Origin of the sequence: Methylobacterium oryzae (assembly GCF_036441375.1) — a bacterium.
GTDB classification, from domain to species: Bacteria; Pseudomonadota; Alphaproteobacteria; order Rhizobiales; family Beijerinckiaceae; genus Methylobacterium; species Methylobacterium oryzae_A.
In genome coordinates, this window is record NZ_MLCA01000006.1 from 276,668 (window position 1) to 294,336 (window position 17,669).

General features: G+C 71.0%; 19 protein-coding genes. 2 read left to right on the forward strand and 17 right to left on the reverse strand.

Annotation, left to right across the window (positions count from 1 at the left end):
- Window positions 1–3: 3 nt before the first annotated feature.
- The 6 genes from MOTC310_RS11695 to MOTC310_RS11720 are packed head-to-tail and all read right to left on the reverse strand — an operon-like array spanning window position 4 to window position 4,510.
- Entirely contained in the window at window positions 4–240 is a 237-nt protein-coding gene (locus MOTC310_RS11695; RefSeq protein WP_331301861.1) for a hypothetical protein, read from the reverse strand.
- Between the two features lie 2 nt (window positions 241–242).
- Window positions 243–1,412 carry a hypothetical protein gene (locus MOTC310_RS11700; protein ID WP_331301862.1) on the reverse strand — a complete coding sequence of 390 codons (1,170 nt, stop codon included), beginning with the start codon at window positions 1,410–1,412 and terminating at the stop codon, window positions 243–245.
- Between the two features lie 2 nt (window positions 1,413–1,414).
- Window positions 1,415–1,888 (reverse strand): hypothetical protein, encoded by a 474-nt coding sequence (locus MOTC310_RS11705; protein WP_331301863.1) that lies wholly within the window; start codon window positions 1,886–1,888, stop codon window positions 1,415–1,417.
- Window positions 1,885–2,451, reverse strand: coding sequence for a hypothetical protein (locus MOTC310_RS11710; protein WP_331301864.1), 567 nt, complete (start codon window positions 2,449–2,451; stop codon window positions 1,885–1,887). The genes MOTC310_RS11705 and MOTC310_RS11710 overlap by 4 nt, the downstream gene beginning before the upstream one ends.
- Before the next feature lie 7 nt (window positions 2,452–2,458).
- Window positions 2,459–3,703, reverse strand: coding sequence for a phage tail protein (locus MOTC310_RS11715; protein WP_331301865.1), 1,245 nt, complete (start codon window positions 3,701–3,703; stop codon window positions 2,459–2,461).
- A 15-nt stretch (window positions 3,704–3,718) separates the two neighbouring features.
- The gene (locus MOTC310_RS11720; RefSeq protein ID WP_331301866.1) at window positions 3,719–4,510 is read right to left on the reverse strand and encodes a transglycosylase SLT domain-containing protein; all 792 of its coding nucleotides are present in this window, start codon (window positions 4,508–4,510) and stop codon (window positions 3,719–3,721) included.
- Between the two features lie 380 nt (window positions 4,511–4,890).
- Between MOTC310_RS11720 and MOTC310_RS11725 the strand changes: the two genes are divergently transcribed.
- Both MOTC310_RS11725 and MOTC310_RS11730 read left to right on the forward strand, forming a co-directional pair.
- Window positions 4,891–5,367 (forward strand): hypothetical protein, encoded by a 477-nt coding sequence (locus tag MOTC310_RS11725; RefSeq protein WP_331301867.1) that lies wholly within the window; start codon window positions 4,891–4,893, stop codon window positions 5,365–5,367.
- 437 nt (window positions 5,368–5,804) lie between these two features.
- Window positions 5,805–6,041, forward strand: a complete 237-nt coding sequence (locus MOTC310_RS11730; RefSeq protein ID WP_331301868.1) for a hypothetical protein — start codon at window positions 5,805–5,807, stop codon at window positions 6,039–6,041.
- Here MOTC310_RS11730 and MOTC310_RS11735 read toward each other — a convergent pair.
- The 11 genes from MOTC310_RS11735 to MOTC310_RS11785 all read right to left on the reverse strand — a co-directional run bounded on the left by MOTC310_RS11735 (window position 6,024) and on the right by MOTC310_RS11785 (window position 17,631).
- Window positions 6,024–9,311: a hypothetical protein gene (locus MOTC310_RS11735; RefSeq protein WP_331301869.1), complete on the reverse strand. Its 3,288-nt coding sequence runs from the start codon at window positions 9,309–9,311 to the stop codon at window positions 6,024–6,026. The genes MOTC310_RS11730 and MOTC310_RS11735 overlap by 18 nt on opposite strands.
- A complete protein-coding gene (locus MOTC310_RS11740) occupies window positions 9,311–11,089 on the reverse strand; it encodes a hypothetical protein (RefSeq protein WP_331301870.1) in 1,779 nt (592 codons plus the stop codon). The genes MOTC310_RS11735 and MOTC310_RS11740 overlap by 1 nt, the downstream gene beginning before the upstream one ends.
- A gap of 9 nt (window positions 11,090–11,098) precedes the next feature.
- Complete coding sequence (locus tag MOTC310_RS11745; protein WP_331301871.1) at window positions 11,099–12,385, reverse strand: hypothetical protein; 1,287 nt, start codon at window positions 12,383–12,385, stop codon at window positions 11,099–11,101.
- A gap of 1 nt (window position 12,386) precedes the next feature.
- Window positions 12,387–12,809 carry a hypothetical protein gene (locus MOTC310_RS11750; RefSeq protein ID WP_331301872.1) on the reverse strand — a complete coding sequence of 141 codons (423 nt, stop codon included), beginning with the start codon at window positions 12,807–12,809 and terminating at the stop codon, window positions 12,387–12,389.
- A complete protein-coding gene (locus MOTC310_RS11755) occupies window positions 12,809–13,114 on the reverse strand; it encodes a hypothetical protein (RefSeq protein ID WP_331301873.1) in 306 nt (101 codons plus the stop codon). The genes MOTC310_RS11750 and MOTC310_RS11755 overlap by 1 nt, the downstream gene beginning before the upstream one ends.
- Window positions 13,111–14,610: a hypothetical protein gene (locus tag MOTC310_RS11760; protein ID WP_331301874.1), complete on the reverse strand. Its 1,500-nt coding sequence runs from the start codon at window positions 14,608–14,610 to the stop codon at window positions 13,111–13,113. The genes MOTC310_RS11755 and MOTC310_RS11760 overlap by 4 nt, the downstream gene beginning before the upstream one ends.
- A gap of 3 nt (window positions 14,611–14,613) precedes the next feature.
- Window positions 14,614–15,270: a phage adaptor protein gene (locus MOTC310_RS11765; RefSeq protein ID WP_331301875.1), complete on the reverse strand. Its 657-nt coding sequence runs from the start codon at window positions 15,268–15,270 to the stop codon at window positions 14,614–14,616.
- A gap of 7 nt (window positions 15,271–15,277) precedes the next feature.
- Entirely contained in the window at window positions 15,278–15,958 is a 681-nt protein-coding gene (locus MOTC310_RS11770; RefSeq protein WP_331301876.1) for a phage adaptor protein, read from the reverse strand.
- A 3-nt stretch (window positions 15,959–15,961) separates the two neighbouring features.
- Window positions 15,962–16,321, reverse strand: a complete 360-nt coding sequence (locus tag MOTC310_RS11775; protein ID WP_043387901.1) for a hypothetical protein — start codon at window positions 16,319–16,321, stop codon at window positions 15,962–15,964.
- Window positions 16,321–16,566 carry a hypothetical protein gene (locus MOTC310_RS11780; protein ID WP_331301877.1) on the reverse strand — a complete coding sequence of 82 codons (246 nt, stop codon included), beginning with the start codon at window positions 16,564–16,566 and terminating at the stop codon, window positions 16,321–16,323. The genes MOTC310_RS11775 and MOTC310_RS11780 overlap by 1 nt, the downstream gene beginning before the upstream one ends.
- Before the next feature lie 90 nt (window positions 16,567–16,656).
- Window positions 16,657–17,631, reverse strand: a complete 975-nt coding sequence (locus MOTC310_RS11785) for a DUF5309 domain-containing protein (protein ID WP_331301878.1) — start codon at window positions 17,629–17,631, stop codon at window positions 16,657–16,659.
- Between the last annotated feature and the right edge of the window lie 38 nt (window positions 17,632–17,669).

Sequence of the window (17,669 nt, forward strand, 5' to 3'; positions counted from 1 at the left end):
TCCTCACGAGGCGACGAACTGGAGGGTGTTGCCGGAGATCCAGGGATCACCGACGTTGAGACCGTCCGGCGACTTCGGCAGGAGGTCGTAGGCGGCGCGCAGGACCGCGCCGGGCTGCGCCTTGAGCAGCGCCAAGGCGAGCGCCGGGCTGATCACCGTGCCTGCGTCGAGCGCGGACTGCGCCTGGGCTGTGGTGGCGAACTGGAGCGGGGTCGGCGGCGGGATCGCTGGCGCGGCCATGGTCAGTTCCCCTCGTAGAAGAAGACGTCGCCGGCCGTGCCGTTGACCGAGACGGCGTTCGCGTTCGAGCAGGCGAAGGAAGCCGCCTCGCCGGGTGCGAGCGGGTAGCCCGGGCCGGTGCCGTCAATGACCGTCGTCACGCCGACGGGACCGACCACGCCGGGCGCGGCCGAGGTCTGCGCCGCGTTCGAAGTCTTGGCCTTCACCACGATGCCGTTGACCAGAGCCACGTTCGGGAGCGCCACGGCGGTCCCGGTGGTCGCGATCTTCACCTGCCCGGTGACGATGCTGGCCGGGATCGGCGTCGCGACCTTCAGCGTGCCGGCGAGGAGCGCCCGGATCGCCTCGGACTTCGCGTCGGTCGCGGCCCCTGCCGGGAGGGGGAGGCCTGCGGCCGAGATCGGCTGGGTGACGCCGGATCCGTCCACCGGGATGCGCCCGGCGACGAGGGCCGGCACCCGGGCGAGGAGGGCAGTCCAGTTCCCGAGGCCACGGCGGAGCAGCGCCAGGACCGAGCCCGGCGCGGTGTCCGAGCCGGGATCCGTGTCCGAGGGGGTGCCAAGGCCGGTCGAGAGGTTCGAGAGGGTGGCGTTGCCGGTGCCCTGGAGCGCCGAGGTTGCGGCGCCGGCCGGCAGCGGCAGCGCCACGGCCGAGATCGGCTGCGTCACACCGGACCCGTCGACCGAGAGGCGACCGCCGACCAGCGCGGCCGGCAGCCGATCGCGGATCGCGGCGAGCACCGTGGCGATGCCGGTTTGCGTCCCGAGCAGCCGGGTCAGCTTGGCGATCAGGGAGCCCGCGCCGGCATCCGAGCCCGGCGCTGCGTCCGCGGGCGTGCCGATGCCGGTCGAGATGTTCGACAGCGTCACGTTGCCGGTGGCGAGCAGCGCGCGGCAGGCCTCCAGGCGGACGTCGCTCGCGACGTCCACGCCGTCGTCGCGGAACCCGATGATCGGTCCGGGCGACAGCGCTGCGGTCCTGAAGACGAGGGTCAGGACCGCGCCGTTGATCGACTTCCGGCCCAAGCCGCGCCGACCGACGGCGTAGATCCACTGGTTCGTCGGCTCGTGCAGGACCGCCAGCACGGTGCGCGGGTCGATGTTCACGCTCGAGAAGTCGAGCGTGCCCGCGGCGGGGTTCAGCACCACGCCGGTGAGATCGATCTGCTTCATGCTCAGATCCCGCCGAAAACCAAGGCCGCGGTGATCGCCGCATCCTCGGCATCGCTGCGCGCGATGCCGCCGAAGTCGCTGACCCAGCCCGGGCCGGACGCGATGGCGAGGTAGAAGGCGCCGGCCCGCACGGCCCCGTACGGCGGCGGGGTGCCGTCCATGTCGAGCCAGGGCCGGGCACCGGTGCCGTCGACGTTCAGCGTCGGGTCGTCGGTGTTGTCGCGGTCGACCTGGACGAGGACGGCGACGCCGGGTCGGATCGCGCGGACACCGGAGCTGGTGCGAGCCACGTAGGCGTTGAACATGCCGCCGGTACGGATCGCGCCGCCCTGGTCGCCGATGTAGCCGGCGACGGCCGCCATGAGGTCGCGGACGAGGCCCGGCAGCTCACGAGCGGAGGCGCCGTCGAGCGCCGGCACGCCGGCATCCGAGACCGCGTTGGCGGCAGGCCGAGTCGACCAGTCGAAGACGCTCACGACTGCGCCCCGGTGGTGACCTGGAACGAGCCGTTCGAGTACCAGAGCTTGCCGGCGCCGTCGGGCGCCTCCTTCGGCAGGAAGGCGGCCAGCGCTTCGAGCGCGGTCTGGGCGTTCAGCACCTGCAGGTCGGTCGCGGCCGGGTTGATCTTGCGCCACGCCGGTTTCTCCGGCGACACGGCCTCGTCCCAGACGACCATCTGGAGCTGGCCCTGGACGACGGCGCCGGGCGCGAGCTCGTTGCCGTCGGCCGACAGGAACGCGACCGGCCCGTAGCCGTCGACCATCAGGGACGGCTCGGCCTCGTTGGTCCGATGGGCCCAGAAGGCGATCATCGTCCCGGGCTTCGGCTTCAGTCCGGAGAAAGTGTTCACCGCGTAGAGGTCGCCGAGCCCGACCGAGACGAGCGCGCCCGAGGTGTCGGCGATGAGCTGCGCCACGCCGGCCATCAGCCCGCGCACCAAGCTCGCGTATACGCGGGCCGACACGCCGTCCGGGACGGGCATGGCTTTGTCCGCGATGGCGTTGAGCCCCGCGTTGGTGGACCAGTCGAAAGCGCTCATCGGGTCCTCAGGTCTTGATGGCCCAGGTCACCACGGCGCCCGGCGGCACGTTCGGGTGCGGGTCGCCCGAGCCGGCCGTGTCGATCACCAGCGTGTGGGTGTGGTTCGGCGTCGGATCGATCGTGTGGACGTGGCTACCGTCGAGCTGGATGCCGTGGCTGTGCGTGCCGCCGGGATCGGTGCCGAAGCTGTGCGCGTGGTTGCCGGTCGCGACGGTCGTGAATGTGTGGACGTGCGGGCCGCTCTGGGTGGTCTGGCCGTTGCCCTGCGAACCCAGGTTGATGCCGGTGACGACCTGCGCGTTGTTCGGCGTCGCGGTGCTCACCAGGCCGTAGCCGTACTGCACGACGTGGGCGTGGTCGCCGCTGATGTCGGTCGTGCCGACGTGGGCGTGGTTCCCCGTCACGTTGGTCGAGCCGGTGTGGTCGTGAGCGCCGTCGATGTTGGTGCCGCCGTGGTTGTGGCTGCCGGCGCTCTGGATGTTCGGCTGGAAGAAGCCGGCCGGCGACATGGTCGAGGTGTGCATGTGGCGCGGCATCTGGTTCGGCAGCATCGCCACCACCTCACCGCCGCCGAGGTAGCCGAGCGAACCGACGAGGCCGCCTGCGCCCGAGAGCAAGTTAAGCCCGCGGTTCGCGCCGAACAGCGAGCGGCCGCGCAGATCCGGCAGGTTGAAGGTCGTGAAGCCGTCGCCGTTGCCCCAGAACGTGCTGATCGCGGCGAGCAGGGCGGCGTAACTGGTGCGCGAGACCGGCCGACCGTCGCAGATCTCCCATCCGGACGGCGCGTTGGGGCCGCCGAAGGCCTTGATCGCCCCAGCCTGCTCGGTGGTCGGCGACAGGGTCCGGTAGACCTGCGCGTCTGGATCGTAGACCACCGACCAGACGACGTTCTGCCCGATATCGCCCGGGCCGAACTGCGTCCCATCCCAGCGTAGCCAGGGCTTCGGCGTGTTCCCGTCCGCACACAGCGTGCACGGGTTGAGATTGGTCGTCGTGGTCCGGAACTTGAGGGTGTGCGCCTGGGCTGCGACCTTGGCCGACACGCCCTGTCGGGTGATCACCGTGTACGCGTCCGAGCCGTAGGCCTGGTTCACGCCCGCGTTGTCGAGCATCCAGAGCTTCATGGACGCCATCAGCGCGCGCATGGCGTCGTTGATGGTCTTGGCCGGCTGCCCCTCGTTGAAGATGATGGGGGGATCCGAGACGTCGTTGCCCGAGGGCGCGACGTCCCAGTTGATGGCGCCGGGCATAGAGCCGTCCTCGGGTTAGCGGGTCGTGGCGCCGGGCAGCAGCGCGAAGAAGCGCTGCGCGTCGAAGGCGGGGGCCTGCCGGCGGGCCGGGTGCATCTGCACTGGCGCCTGCGCGGGCGCCGCGGCGGCCTGCGCGACCGGCGAAGCCGCGGGCGCATCGGCGGCGGTGAGCGTCCGGAGCAGCGAGGCGACCTGGAGGGTGCGATCCGCCTCGGGCGACTGCATGGCGGCGCCGCCGGCCGGCGTCACCGAGCCTGCGGTGCCGGCCGCGACCGGTCCGGAGAGGCCGAAGGCGCCGCGGATCGCCCCGCCGCCCGGCATCGTCATGGTGCGGCCGCCGCCGTCGAACTTGCTCATCCACAAGCCGGCGAAGTCCCTCGCGCTCATTCCGGCCGTGCCGCCGTTGCCGGTGACGGCCTTTGCGCCGACGAGGTCGGCCGCGGGCGCATCCGGGTTCGCGAGCAGCTTCGAGGCGCCACCGGCCCCCTGCTGGTGCGCGAGGTAGAGCTCGCCCTGCGTCGGCTCTCGTCCGAGCGCGCGCTTCAGCGAGGCGGCGTTGTCGAGGGTCAGCCGGGCCGCTGCCTGCGCCGAGGCATCCGGGTCGTACGGGTCGGCGAGCCCGTAGGCTGCCGCCGTCTTCGGCATGAACTGATACAGGCCCGCCGCGCCGGATGGGTTCGAGGCGCCGGGATCCCCGCTGCTCTCGACCTGCGCCATCCGCTCCATGAAGCCGGGATAGCGCTGGTCCAGGCCACTGCCCTGCGCCGCTGCGGCGATCACAGCGGCGACGCGCGGGTCGGTCGGCATGTCGGGAGGTCCTGAAACGACAAAAGCCGCCCTTGCGGAGCGGCTTTCAGGGTCCGGCGCGCAGCGCTGCGGACGGTGGCTTATTCCCGCGGTTCGCCCGTCGGGTCAAGGGGTGGGCCGGGCGCTTGCTCAAGCTACCCGGCCCGGTCATCTTGGAGTTGCGAAGCTACCAAGAATGACGAGAGCATATGTCAAGCGGAAGCGGCGGAACAGGTCCTGCGCCAATCACGGGGTCGAGTGAGACACCCCAGGCTGCGGAGCAAAAAGCGACTCTTGATGGGCCGAGCGGTATGCCGCCAGCAGGACCGCCAGAGCGACACCCACCCCCACCATCAAACCCGCCCAAGAAGTCCCATTCATCGCGCTGGTTCGAAGCCTCAATGGCATGGCTGTTCCGAGGCTTCACTTTATTGTCTGTTAGCTATCTTGTCTATGACCGATATTACGAAACTGCTGCAGTAATAACGTCGCCCGTCTCCGATCCGGCAGATCCATTTTACTATCCGTTTTCACTTACAAATAGCAGTCACATATTCAATATTACAAACATTAATTGGGCCTGTCAAATTGTAAGGGCAACATATGAGGGAAATAGCGAACTCACCAATGGGACTATTGTAACAAGAGCTAACAAGCCCCTTTTGCCGCCAGGGGGAGTTGCAAATATATTCTGCAATAAAGGAACAATTAGTTTTGGAGGCTCCAAGATGCAGCGTGCGGCGGTCAAAATGCAGGCCAGTTATGATGTGGATGTGTTCGGAATTATCAAATTTCCCAGGTTGAGTGAGACGGTAACATTTACATGGATGCCGGGGCCGACTGAAGGCCGGAGGCAATGGATCAAGGGCGACATGTGAGAATGGCGAGTCGAGAGTTGGCCGAGCGCTGACCCGGACCACGGAGCATGCTACCGTAGCGGTATGCCCCGCTGGCTTCAGATCCTGCTCATTGCGGCTCCGCTCGCGTCCGCTTCGCCGGCTGCGGCGCAACGTGGAGGCTTCCCGCCTGCGCTCCTCGGCCTTTGGGCTGAGTCGCCTATCACGTGCGATCTGTTGCGGCGTTCACCGGCGAATGCTCCGTCTGACCGATCATGGGTACGGATCAGCCCAGAGACGGTCAGCGGCACTACCAGCGGGCGCTTCATCAAGGCACTTGGCGCACGAGCGGCGCGGACCACCGACGACAAGGTGTCGACCATCACTGTCGATTTCGAGCTTCGGCGAGGCGGGATCCTGTTCGAGACCGTCACGGGCGCGCGTGCGTCCATGCAGTACATTCGGTGCCGGTGAGGAACATGCCACGCTGGGCTCGCATCATCCTCGCACTCGTCCTGTTCGTCGGGATCATGCTCGCCGTGCGGGCGGTGCTGTATGCGACCGTCCCAACGTTCAACGGTTGGCTCACCGGCACCTTTGGTGATGCCGGCTCGCTGCTTCTGATCGTCGGCTTCTTCGCTCTGTGTGGCATCTACGGCCTCTGGCCACGCGACGCCGCCGGCAGGATGAGGCCGCCGCTACCGCGCCGCCGCTGACTGCCGGAGTTGACCAGATCCGCCATTCGCGAGCGTCAGGAGGCGGTGCGTGAACAGCTCCGCGTTCTTGCTGCCCGGAGCCGACTTCGCCAGCGCCCGCAGGTCCGGGAGCGCCTTCGGGTCGAACATCAGCCGCGCGACAGCCTCGCCCGAGTTCAGCATCCGCGCGCGCATCATCGCGTCGCCGATCCCGTGCTTCGCGCCAACCGCTAGACCGGCGATGCCGCCCTTAAAGCCGCCGGCCGCCGCACCCGCCACCATGCCGGTGACTGCATCCGAGACCGCCTGCCCGACGTGCGTCTTGCCGGACTGGAATTCCTTCTGGATCGCGTGGTTGAACGCGGTGTCCGACCCCTTCGTCGGCCGGTAGCCGGTCGCCTCCAGGGTCGTCAGGAGCCGGTCGAGCCCGCCCCAGCGCGTCTCGCCCTCGGGCAGCGCGCGGATCACGGCTTCGAGGTTGTGGCGCTGCTGCGCGTTGCCCCGGATCGCCGAGGCGAACCCGGCGCCGCCATACTGCGACGCGACCCCCTTCGACTGCTGCGTCGCTTCGTTGAACACCGTCTCCAGGTAGGTCCGGGCGAGGCTCTGGGCTGCCGGGGCGTCGTTGCGGGCCAGCGCCTGCATCGCGCTCGCCACCTCGACATGGCTGCCTGGTCCCGGGTTCGTCGCGAACAGGGCGCGGGTCGCCGCGGCCACGTCGGGACGCTGCGCGATCTGGCCGAGCGGCGACGCCTCGATCCGGGACATGCCCTCGCGCGCCATCGTCAGGCGGGATAGCCGGTCGCGGACCTCGGGGAGCGCGTCGAGCACATCGGCGTGCTCGCGCATCGCGGCGCGGAGCGTGTCCGCCGATAGGTCGCCGTTCGCGCCGGTCGCTCGGTCGAGGATCTGCGTCTCGAAGTGGCGGCCCAGCGCCTGGCGCGAGTTCGGCGCCGGTTGGGCGAGCATCTCGCGCGCCGCGGACGGCTGTCCGACGATGCCCGGCACCTGCTCGGCCGGGGTCGCCATGCGGCCGGTGAGATCGTCCCGTCGGACCACGCGGCCGAGCGGATTGTTGCCGGTGAACGGCTCCAGGGGGGCCGAGTTGGCGGCGAAGTTCGCGTCGGCGGTCGCCACCTCCGGCACGCTCTTCAACTGCGCGTCGAGCGCGGCCCGGGTCGCCTGGAGGTCGCGAACCTTCGTGGCGTCGCCGATGTCCTGCGCGGCGCGGATGCTGAAGTCGAGGCGTTCGCGGGCGTGGAGCAGACCTGCGACGCTCATGTCGAGGTCGCCGCCGGGCTCGCGCAGGTCGCGGCCGGCCGCCGTCAGAGCGCCCCGCACATCACCCTTCGCGGTGCGGCCCTGCTCCGCCACCGCGGCGAGCGCGGGTCTCGGGTCGACCTGTCCGAAGCGGACGTCGGGGATCTCCTCCGTCACGGTGGGCGTCTTCACGAGCGGCGCGGGCTGCTCGCGCATCGCGTTCACCGTGCGCTCGAACGCGTCGAGGGGCTCGGCGGTCTCACCGCGCATCAGGGCGCCGAGGGTCCGCGACCGGACATCGGGGTGCACGCTGGCCGGGTCGATACCGGCGGCGCGCAGGTCACCGTTCAGCCGGGTCTCCGCCTGCGAGAGCGCAGCGGCATATTCGTCGCCGAGCTGCCCGGCGGTCGGACCGGACCCCATCGCTCGGCTGGAACCGAGCGGGTAGGACGGTACGCCGCGCTGCTCGTTCTGGAGCTTGCGCAGCAGCTCGGACGAGATGTCCCGTGCCATGCCGCCGTCGGTGTCGGGGCGGAAGTAGCCCTCCTCGATCAGCCGCTCGCGCCAGAAGCTGTCGATCGACTTCCCGCCCGGCCGCGCGACGTTGCCGAGGCCGGGGATGCCGAATTTGTGCAGGTCGGTGGCGAGCACGTCGCCCTCGAGCGGCAGGCCGCCGTTCTGGGCGATAAACCGCCCGAGACTGACCGGACCGGCCTCCTGAATGGCGCCATCGGCGCGGCCAGGCGGCGGGCCAAGCGGCGCGGGCGCGCCATCCGCGAACTGCGGCCGGCTGTACCGCTGCTCCGTCACGATCGGATCGCCCGGTCGCTCCACCGTGGTCGTCCGCTCAATGCCGACCGTCTCCGGAGCGGCCCGCGCGGCGCGATAGTCGATGTCAGCCTGCGCGGCCCGGCGGGCTTCCAGGCCATCGGCAACGCCGCGAAGCTCGCCCTGGATGGTGCGGCCGGCCTGCTCCGGCGTGATCCGGGGCCCGGTCGCGGCGCGGGCCTGCGAGAGGGCGGTGCCCTCCGGCGTCTGCATCACGCCCTGGCGTGCCGCGGTCTGCACGTCGAAGCCCAGCCCGGTCGGGCTCGCCGGCTCCGCACCGATGCGGTCGAACAGGGCGCGGCCGGCGTTGTCGACCTGCGCCGGACGGGCCGCGTAGAACTCGCCGGCGATCCGGCTGCCCTCGCCGCCGGAGTTCGCCGCCACCCGGGCGAGTTGGGACGCGCGAACCGCCTTGCCGCCGGTGGCCGCGTTCAGCGCCTCATCCACCGACAGGGCAACCGGGCCGCCCGGGCTGTTCATCGCGCCATCCCGCAGCGACTGCGCCGCCGCCAACTCGGATTCCGTGAGGCCGTGGGTCGCCTCGCGCAGGAGGTGCTCGCCGGGATTGCCGCCCTTGATCGCGCGGACGACCCGGCCGACACCGGCACCGATCGCCGGGCCGGCCGCGCCGAGACCGCCGCCGATCGCGGCGCCCTGCTCGATCGCGCCGAGGTCGCCACCGGACCGGACCGCCGCATCCGCCGCTCCGAGGCCGGAGCCGGAGACTGCGGAGGCTGCCATGCGTACGGGCAGCGCGGCGCCGGAGATCCCGAACGCCGCGGGCGCGGCCGCCATGAGGGGCAGCGCGCCAACAACACCACCGCCGATCTCGCCCGCCCCCGACGCGATCGGGTGCTCGGCCGCCGTGCGCTCACCGAAGCGCTCGACGTTCGCCAGCTCGTCCGAGAAGCGCGTGTCGTTCTTCAGGGCACGGATGCCGGCGGCGGCGCGGTTCGCGCCCGCGAGCAGGTACGGCCCGACGACGGGAATGCCGTCGATCAGCCCGCGACCGACAGCAGCCGAGGCGTCACCGGGCTCGGCCGCCGTCGGCGCGTCCGAGAAGCCGCGGTGCAGCTTCAGCAGGTCCGCATCCGACATGCCGGCGAGGTCGGCCTTCGGCGCGGCGCCGGCCGTCGCCTGAGGCGCGGGCGCGCTCTGGTAGAGGCGCTGCAGCTCGTCGTCGGAGATCTTCGAGAGATCCATCAGCGCATCATCCCGCGGCGGCGCATCTCGGCCTCGACCGCCGTGCGATCAGGGGCGGCCGGACGGTACTGGTAGATCTCGGGCTGCTCCACCTTGAAGAAGCCCGCGCGCTGCGCCGTCTCCGGCGTCGCGAACCGGTCCACGCTCGCGTTGTGGTGGGCGATCGTGTTCTTGGCGAGGATCTCCTGCGCCTCGATGCCGGCGCGCAGGGCCGCCTCGACGCTCGACCGATCGCCCGACGAAATGGTCTTGCCGAGCTGGAGGTCCATGTTGGTCGTGTGGCCGGACTGCGAGATGGCCTTCGCCAGCTCGGCGCTCTTCTGGGTCGCGGCTTGGTCGAAGAGCTGCGAGTTGGTCACGTAGCTGTCCGGGATGCCCAGGACCTGCGCCGTGATCGCCCGGGCCTGCGTCCGCCAGTCGGCGCCGGCGCCCGCCACGATGCCGCGGTCGAGCGCCTCCTTCTGGCGGTTGATAGCGGCGATGGTGCCGATCGCGCCCTCGGCCTTCGCGCGGCTCTCGGTGATCGCCTTCACGGCGGCCTGATCCAGCTCGGCGTTGGCCTTCTGCGGGAGCTGGTTCGTGCCCTGCGTCAGGGCGACGTGCGGCATGCCCTTCTCGTCGTACGCGCCGGGCGTGCCCGCCGGGGTACCGGGCGGCGGCTCGATCATCCGGCCATCGGCGCCGATCGTGCCCCATACCCGGGCGCCGCCCGTCGCCGGGGCCACGGGGGTGAGCGCGGCCGGGCCATCGGCTTCCCCGATCCGGGACTTGTTCACCCCGACGATCGACCCGTCCGGGCGGGTGATGATCTGCACGTCGTCCTTCGCCCCGGCCGCGGTGCCCTCGGCCTGCGCCTGCGCGCGCGCCTTCAGCGTTCCCAGGTCCTGCGGGCCGCCTGCCACCGGCACTAGGCCGGTCGACGTCCGGACGTAGCCCTCCGGCGCGCCGTAGTTCCCCGAGAGGAAGCTCTTCACGAAGTCGGGGTTGCCGGCGAGCGCGACGGCATCCTCGGCCGACGTGCCGGGGAGCTTCGTCATGATGGCGCGAGCGGTTAGGTTCTGGACGCCCTGCTCCTGCTGCGCCTTCCGGGCCTTCAGACCAAACTCGGCCTGGGCCAGTGCCGAGGCTGCCCGCTTCCCTTCGTTGTCCTGGTAGGCCTTCAGCCCGGCCGCCGCGCCGCGACCAAAGCCGGGCGTCGACATGAGGCCGATCCCGAGCGAGGTGAGGAGGTCGCCACCGCCGTTCGCGTTGAGATTTCGCAGTCCATCTCCGATCCGGTCGAGGAGCGACGGCTCCGCTGCGGGGGAGGACATCGCGGGCGCTGCGGGAGCGGTCGTCGACCCGGTTGTCGCCGGAGCGGTGGGCGCCGGCAGGCTGCCAAAACTCAGCGGGCGCGGCGGCACAGCGGCGGCCGGCGCCTCATCACCACGCGGCACGGACGGTGCGCTGACCGGGAGGGCGGGCGCGCGCGAGCCGACGAGGCTCGGCAGCGGCGACCGATCCGGCTCCGCGGCGCCGGGCGCCGACATCTGCGGGGGCAGGGCGCCGAACATGCGCAGCGGCGCGCGGGCCGGCGCCTCTGGCTCGACGACCGGCGCCGCGGCGGTGACCTGCGGCTGCATGGTCGGGGCGGTCGGGGGCACGAAGCCGGTGAAGCCCGGCGGGATGGCGGCCGGCACGTCGTCGGCCGTGATATCCACCTGCGGCCGCGCCTGCTGCATCAGCCGGGCGATGTCGGCCGGGGAGAGGGCGCCGAACGGCGCGAGACCTGCGGACACGACGCGCTCCTACTTGCCGATGAACTTCGAGGCGGTGCCGGCGATGGCCAGGCCGCCCCCGAGGAGCTGCTGGAGCACGCCCGGCTGCGGGATCTTCTGCACCGACGTGCCGCTCGAGGAGCCGCCGAGGCCCGCGATCGGGTCGACGATACCGGCGTAGAGGCCGAGTTGCTTCCAGGGCGACGCCTGCTGGTCGGCGAACTGCTCCTGCGCGGCGTCGAGCTGCGCCTGGCGGTCCGCGTCGAGGGCGGCGCCGACACCGGCCAGGGTCAGCCCCGGGCGTTGGAGATTGTCGATGTTCGTCCCGACCATGCCGAGACCCTGGAGCGCCGCGGCCCGGTCCGCCTGCGCGGCCGACAGCTTCAGCCCGGCGGTCTGGATGCCGTTCTGGATGTTCTGATTGTCGATGCCGGCCAGCGCGGTCGCGCCGCCGAGCGCCGTCGTGTTTGTCGAGTTGTAGAGCCCGGCTCCGGAGAGGGCGAGGCCGGCGTTGGCCTGCTCGGCGTTGTTGATCGACCCGTAGAGCCCCTGCTGGAGGCTGGTGCGGGCGTTGCGCGAGCTGTCGATCGCCGTGGCCGCCTGCATCTGCCGGGTGCGCTCGTTATCGTAGTCCGTGTACCGCGCCTGCGTGCCGATCGCGCCGAGGGAGTCGGCGATCGTCGCGGCATACCGGCCCGAGCCGGTGCGGCCCGCCGCGCCCATCTGCTGGGCGATCTTCGAGGCCGCCTCACCCTGGCTCCGGCCGATCACCGCGTCGAGGTAGGGGTTCGCCCCGCCCAGGAACTTGCCGTCGGCGGCATCCTGCAGCGACTTCTCCGTCTGCGTCTGGCCGGAAAGCCCGTTGAGCAGGCCGGTGTAGCCGTCGGTCGAGAGGTTATAGTCGCCCCGGGTGAGCGCCCGCGCCGTCGAGTAGGCGAGGTTGTTCGGATCGGCCATCTGGTCGGCGAGCGACGTCACCCGCGACGTGTCGATCTTCCCGATGCTGTCGAGGCCGGCGAGCGCGGACTGGATGCCCGACGTGGTGCCGCCGTTCTGCAGGAGGCCGGTCAGGTAGCTGTCGCCGGCCTTCGCCGCGCCCTGCCCGGCGTTTGCGCTGCCGGCGATCGTGTCGAGCGCGGCGAGCGACGTGTCACCCAGGCCGGCGTAGCGCGGGCCGGTGTAGACCTGCGAGCCGACGCCCGAGTTGTACGCCGCGCTCGCGCCGGCGAGCACGCCCTGGAGCGCGGGCTGTGCCGGCGCCCACGGGTCGTTGTTCTGCTGCTGGACCGTGGTCTGGGTCTTGGTACCGCCGCCCATGTCAGGCCCCGATGCGCTTCACGAAGTGGGTGCCGAGGTCGCAGGCCGCGGCGGTGTAATCCGGCAGCACGCGGGCCCAGCCGCGGCGGCCGACGAATTCGACGGTGGTGCAGCCGAGCCGGGCGGCGCCGCGCTCAACGGCGGAGATGACGGCGCCCCACGGGCCCGCCGCGCGGCCGCCGAGGGACAGGACCCAGCAGGACAGGCGACCGCCGCGGTGCTGGCGGACCTGCGTCACGCCCGCCGCCACGAACCGGTCGCCCTCGAAGATGCCGACGAGCTGCGCCTCGCCCGCCGCGCAGGATGCCAGCAGGCCGGCCACGGTCAGGTCGCAGCGGGGCAGCGCGCAGGCGGCGCCCAGACATGCCTCGACGCGCTCTGCGAGATCAGGCGCGAGCGGCATCGACAGAGGCTGGAGGCGCATTAGGCCCGGCGCATCTCGAAGCGGAAGGTGCGGTCGGTCGCCGGGTTGAGATCATGACCGACGGTGAAGCTGCCGCGGTCGGCCGAGATCAGCCACACCGTCGCCTTCGACGCGGATTCCGTGACCGGGACCCAGCGCGGCAGGGCGCCGAGGCTGCAATTCTCGCAGGGCACCTTCGTGCGCGAGACGCCGTTGGCCAGGGTGAAGGTGTCCGACGAGATCGCGTTGGTGGCGCCGCGCGCGAGGTCGTCGATCGCGCGGCTGAAGAGGGACAGGTCCTTCTCGTTCCGGCCGGGGACGTTCATCGCGAGCCCTCAGCGGTCGCGTCCGGCTCGATGGCCGAGACGTAGGACCAGGTCGTGCCGGCCGGGATCCGCACCCGGGCACGGTGGTAGCGGCCGGAGGCGCGGGCCGGGGCGAACCGCTCGACGGTCGGCGCGGACTCGCTGAGCCATCGCATCGGGGTCGAGGCGCCGAGGCTCTCGCGCACGCCCATCGTCACGCGCCAGTCGTCGGCGTCCGTGTCGAGGCGGACGCCGCGCACGAAGGCCCGGTTCGGCCGCGCCAGCATCGCGTCGGGGGTCTGCACCACCGCCTCCAGCGGCGCTCCATCGAGCACGGCGAGGCGGTTGTCCGTCGTCATCACCGCGAGCAGCGTGGCGCCGCCCTGATACATGGGGTCATCAAGGGAGGGCTGGGCCGGGTCGTCGATCGACCCCTCGATGCTGTCGATCGAGGTGTCCGGCGTCGCCGCTGACATGCCGAAGCGGATCGGGGTGTTGATGAACGACCAGCGGTCGAGGAGCCAGTCGTACAGCAGGGCCTCGCCCAGCAGGGACGGGTCCGCAGCGTCGGTGCCCGCGAGCCGGTAGGCGAACAGGATGCGCTCGCCGGTCGGGTCCCGGAACGCCACCGTCATGCCGACCCGCTCCGGATCGACGCGGCCCTGAAAGAACCGGTTCACCCGCTCGGCGCCGATCGGCGTGGACGGGCCGCCGCCGATCACCAGGGCGTAGAAGCCGTCGCGGTCGAGGAAGAAGATGCGCGGGCCGACCTTGGCGATGCACCAGGGCGCGACGGCGCCGCGGTTCTCCTCGAGCACCGAGCAGTCGAACACGTTCCCGGAATCCGGGCTCAGCGTCATGCGCCGGATCGCCCGCTCCTGGAAGATCACGCCGTACTCGCCGCCCGCGAAGCCGGTCACGGCGCCGCCGTCGGGGAGCTGCTGCTCGTCGCCGGTCTGGTCGAGCTGACCGAGCGGCCACTGCTCGATGTTGCCGCTGTTCGACCAGCGCACCGTCTGCGGCGTGTCCGGCAGGCCGGCCAGCACGAGGAAGTCGCCGACGACGCCCATGTGCCGGGCCCGGGGCGGGGAGCCACCGAGGTCCGCGAACGGCTGCGTGCCGGCCTGGAGCACGTCGATTGTCGCCTTCTGCACCGGGGTGCCGGCCGAGCAGACGAGCAGCAGGGTGCCGTAGACGGCGAAGGACCAGTAGTCCCCGGGCGGTACGCTGTAGGAGGTGCTCGGGTTCGTCACCTCGTGCCAAGCCTGATCCGTCGTCTTGTAGACGAACAGGCCCTTCGACGTGCCGGCCACGTAGATCGGGAAGTTGTAGGTCGGGGAGAACACCGCGATCGCGCCGCGGCACTCCGCCGGCAGGGCCAGCGACAGCGGTACCGGCGCCAGCACCGGGCCGTAGCCGTCGGAGCGCGGCACGACGTTCGTGGCGACCGCCGAGACCGCGGCGTCGACCGAGGCCGTGTCAGGCGCGAACGGCGCCAGCTTGATCGGGTCCGGCACGGCTTAGTTCGGCGTGTCGCGGGCGGTGGCCTCGGCCTGATCCTCGGCCGTGCGACGCGGGCGCCCGCCCGTCTTCTGGGAGTCGCCCTGGCCCATCAGCGCCTGGAGGAACGACATGCCATCGGCGAGCCACTTCTGGTTCCGGGCCTCGTCCTTCTGGAAGCGGTAGGCCTCGGCCATGACGCCGTAGAGGTACAGCTCCGGCGCCTTGGTCAGGAGCCAGTTCGTCGGCGCGGCGGCGGAGAGCGCCGGGATCTGCCGGTAATAGGTCAGGCTGACCTTGCCCGGCTGGAGCGAGCGGGTCTGCACCTGGTCACCGAGCACGGTGAAGTACTGCGGGTCGCCGTTCGGCCGGAACCGGTGCCGGAACTCCGGGCTGTCTGGCTCGACGTAGCGCAGCATCTGCACGCGCGAGAGGTCGGCCGAGGACCACTGGAGCGCGATCCACTCCAGATAGTCGCCCGGGATCGTGTACCCGGGCGTGCCTGCGACCGGCAGGAGGCCAGCGGTGGCCATCATCTCCCGGGTGCGGAGCTGCCGGTTCAGCCACGCCTCGGTGACGCGCACGAAGTAGGGCAGGAACTCGGTCAGGTCGGTGCGCGCGAGGTAGTCCTCGAACGCGGCCGACAGGCTCGGGTAGTCCGTGATCTCGACGGCCATGGGCGCCTCAGGGGGTCGGTTCGGAGGCGCGCATGCGCGAGCGGCCCCAGCGCGCGTCGCGGTCGAGCGCGGTCAGGTCGGCCATGGCGGCCTCAAGCATGGCTCGCCACGTCGCGACACGGGCGTCGCGGCGCAGGAATGGCTCAGCCTCCAGCAGGGCGGCGTAGAGGTAGAGGTCCGGGTGTTTGGCCAGCAGCCAGTTCGACGGTCGTGCATCCGACAGCGGCGGGATGCCCTGGCGGTAGACCAGCGAGACCGAGCCGAAGCACGGCGCGACCCGGATGAAGGCGTTGTCGAGGCCGAACTGCCAGGGATCGGTGGAGTCGACGATGTCTTCGAGCGAGATCGATCCGAGGATCGTGAACGCGCCCTGGGCGAAGCCGCTGCGGCCGGACACCGGCCACGGATCGCGGGACGATGACGCGAAGGCGTGGGGCGCCACGTAATCGATCTGCTCGCCGCAGGGACCGGTCACCGAACGCCACGCCCGAAAATCGTCCGGGAGCGGTGCGGCGCCGTCGACGAGCACCAGCGACAGAGCGGTCTCGTTGTCCGCGAGGTTCAGCCGCCGGTCGAGGCGCACCTCGGCCAGACGGATGAAGGTCGGGATGCGGGACCGCAGGTCGGCGCGCTCAAGGTAATCCTCCAGCGTGCCGGTCAGGTCGTCGACGTCGTCGAAACCGGCCATGGCTCAGATCCTGCCCGCGCGGGTGCGGAAGCGGGCGTGGTTGCTGTCGTTGAGCCAGCGGGACAGGTAGGCCCGATCCTGCTGCACGATCGCCGGCGCCAGCCGGTTCGACCAGATGTGCATCGGGACGCGGGCGACGAGCGCCATATCGCCGAACGGCCGGTTCAGGTTCTCGACCTGGAGCGCGGCGTTCTCGGCGAGGATCTCGTCGACCGGCATCACCTCACGGATGCGCAGCTTGCCGCCCTCGTCGAGGGCCCAGACCTGCTTGCCGGTCAGCGGATCGTGGTCGATCAGGCACCAGTCGCCGTCGAACACGAGGTCGGATTCCGCCACGACGGCGGAGGTCGCGGCGGACTGCATCAGGCGACCTTCGCGCGGTCGCGGCGGCCGATGCCGGCCTCGACGACGTCCATCGCCTCGTCGACGCCCAGCTCGGCGCTCTCGCCGGCGCGGACGCGGTACTCCTGGTCCTCCGGCAGGTCGGCCGGGCGCGGACCCTTCGGCCAGTAATCGCGCTCCATCAGGACGGTGACGGTGGGCGCCGGGGCGGCGGCGGGCTTGTCGGCCGGCTTGGGGGCCGGGTTCGGGTTCGAGGTATCGGCCACGCTGGCCTCCGGGTTCGAGGGGGCAGAAACGCGAACGGGGCGCCGGTTAGGGCGCCCCGATCAGGGTCGTGTCAGGCTGTCAGCCGAGGATCAGGTCAGGTCCTCGATCGTGCCGTGGGCGGCCTCGTTCGAGACCTCCAGGGTGTACTCCGTGAGGAGCATCCGCTTGGTGGCGTCGCCGGTCTGGGCCGGCTTCACGACCTGCATCGGGCGCAGCCACGCGAGCTTCACCATGGAGGGGTCGATCATCAGCACGCGGTTGGCCACGAACTGACGGTTCGGCACCGCGGACAGCGGACCGAAGTCGCCGACGTAGACGTCCGCGGCCGCCACGATGGTCGCCGCCTTGTTGCCGGTGTCGCGGCGCTGCTGGGCGATGCCCGGGAAGGCCGAGAACTGGCGCTTGTAGGCGACCGGCATCATCAGCATCGAGGGGTTGCCGCCGGCCGTGTAGCAGGACTGCTGAATGTCCTTCACCTGGCTCTCGGCGAAGGCCCGCGCCGTGCCGGCGGTCGGAGCGACCACCTGCCCGGTGCCCTGATTGAAGCCGCCGTTGGCGCCACCGGCACCGCGGGAGACGTTCGTCACGAGCCAGGAGGGGAAGCCGCCGAGCTTGCGCGGGGTGTTGGTGCCCCCGTTCGAGGTCGACCCGCCGGCGTTGGAGGCCTGGCCGGACAGGAGGATGGCCTCCTCGTCCTTCTTCAGCTCCTTACCGGCCTTCAGGCTCTGGTACTTCACCTCGGACTTGCGGCCCGCCTTGTCGACGGCCTCCGCGGTGCCCGAGACGATGATCGGCTTGCGGCTGATCTGGCAGACGTTGCCGACGCGGATGGTGCCGGCGCGCTGGGTGTACGAGAACTCGTCGCCTTCCAGCTGCGCGTTGGTCGTGTCGGCCGGCGCCAGGGCGTCGGTCTGCCACTCGTGCTTCACCGCCTTGGCCTTGCCGCGCCCGATGTTCGAGATGAACGGCGTGTCGGCCTTGGAGATGTTGTAGATCGCGTCCTGGAGGTCCTCGCGCTGGCCCTTCTGGACGTAGGTATCGAGGGTGCCCGCAACCTGGGTCATGATGTCCTCGGAGAGATGATCCGCCGGCGCCCCTCAGG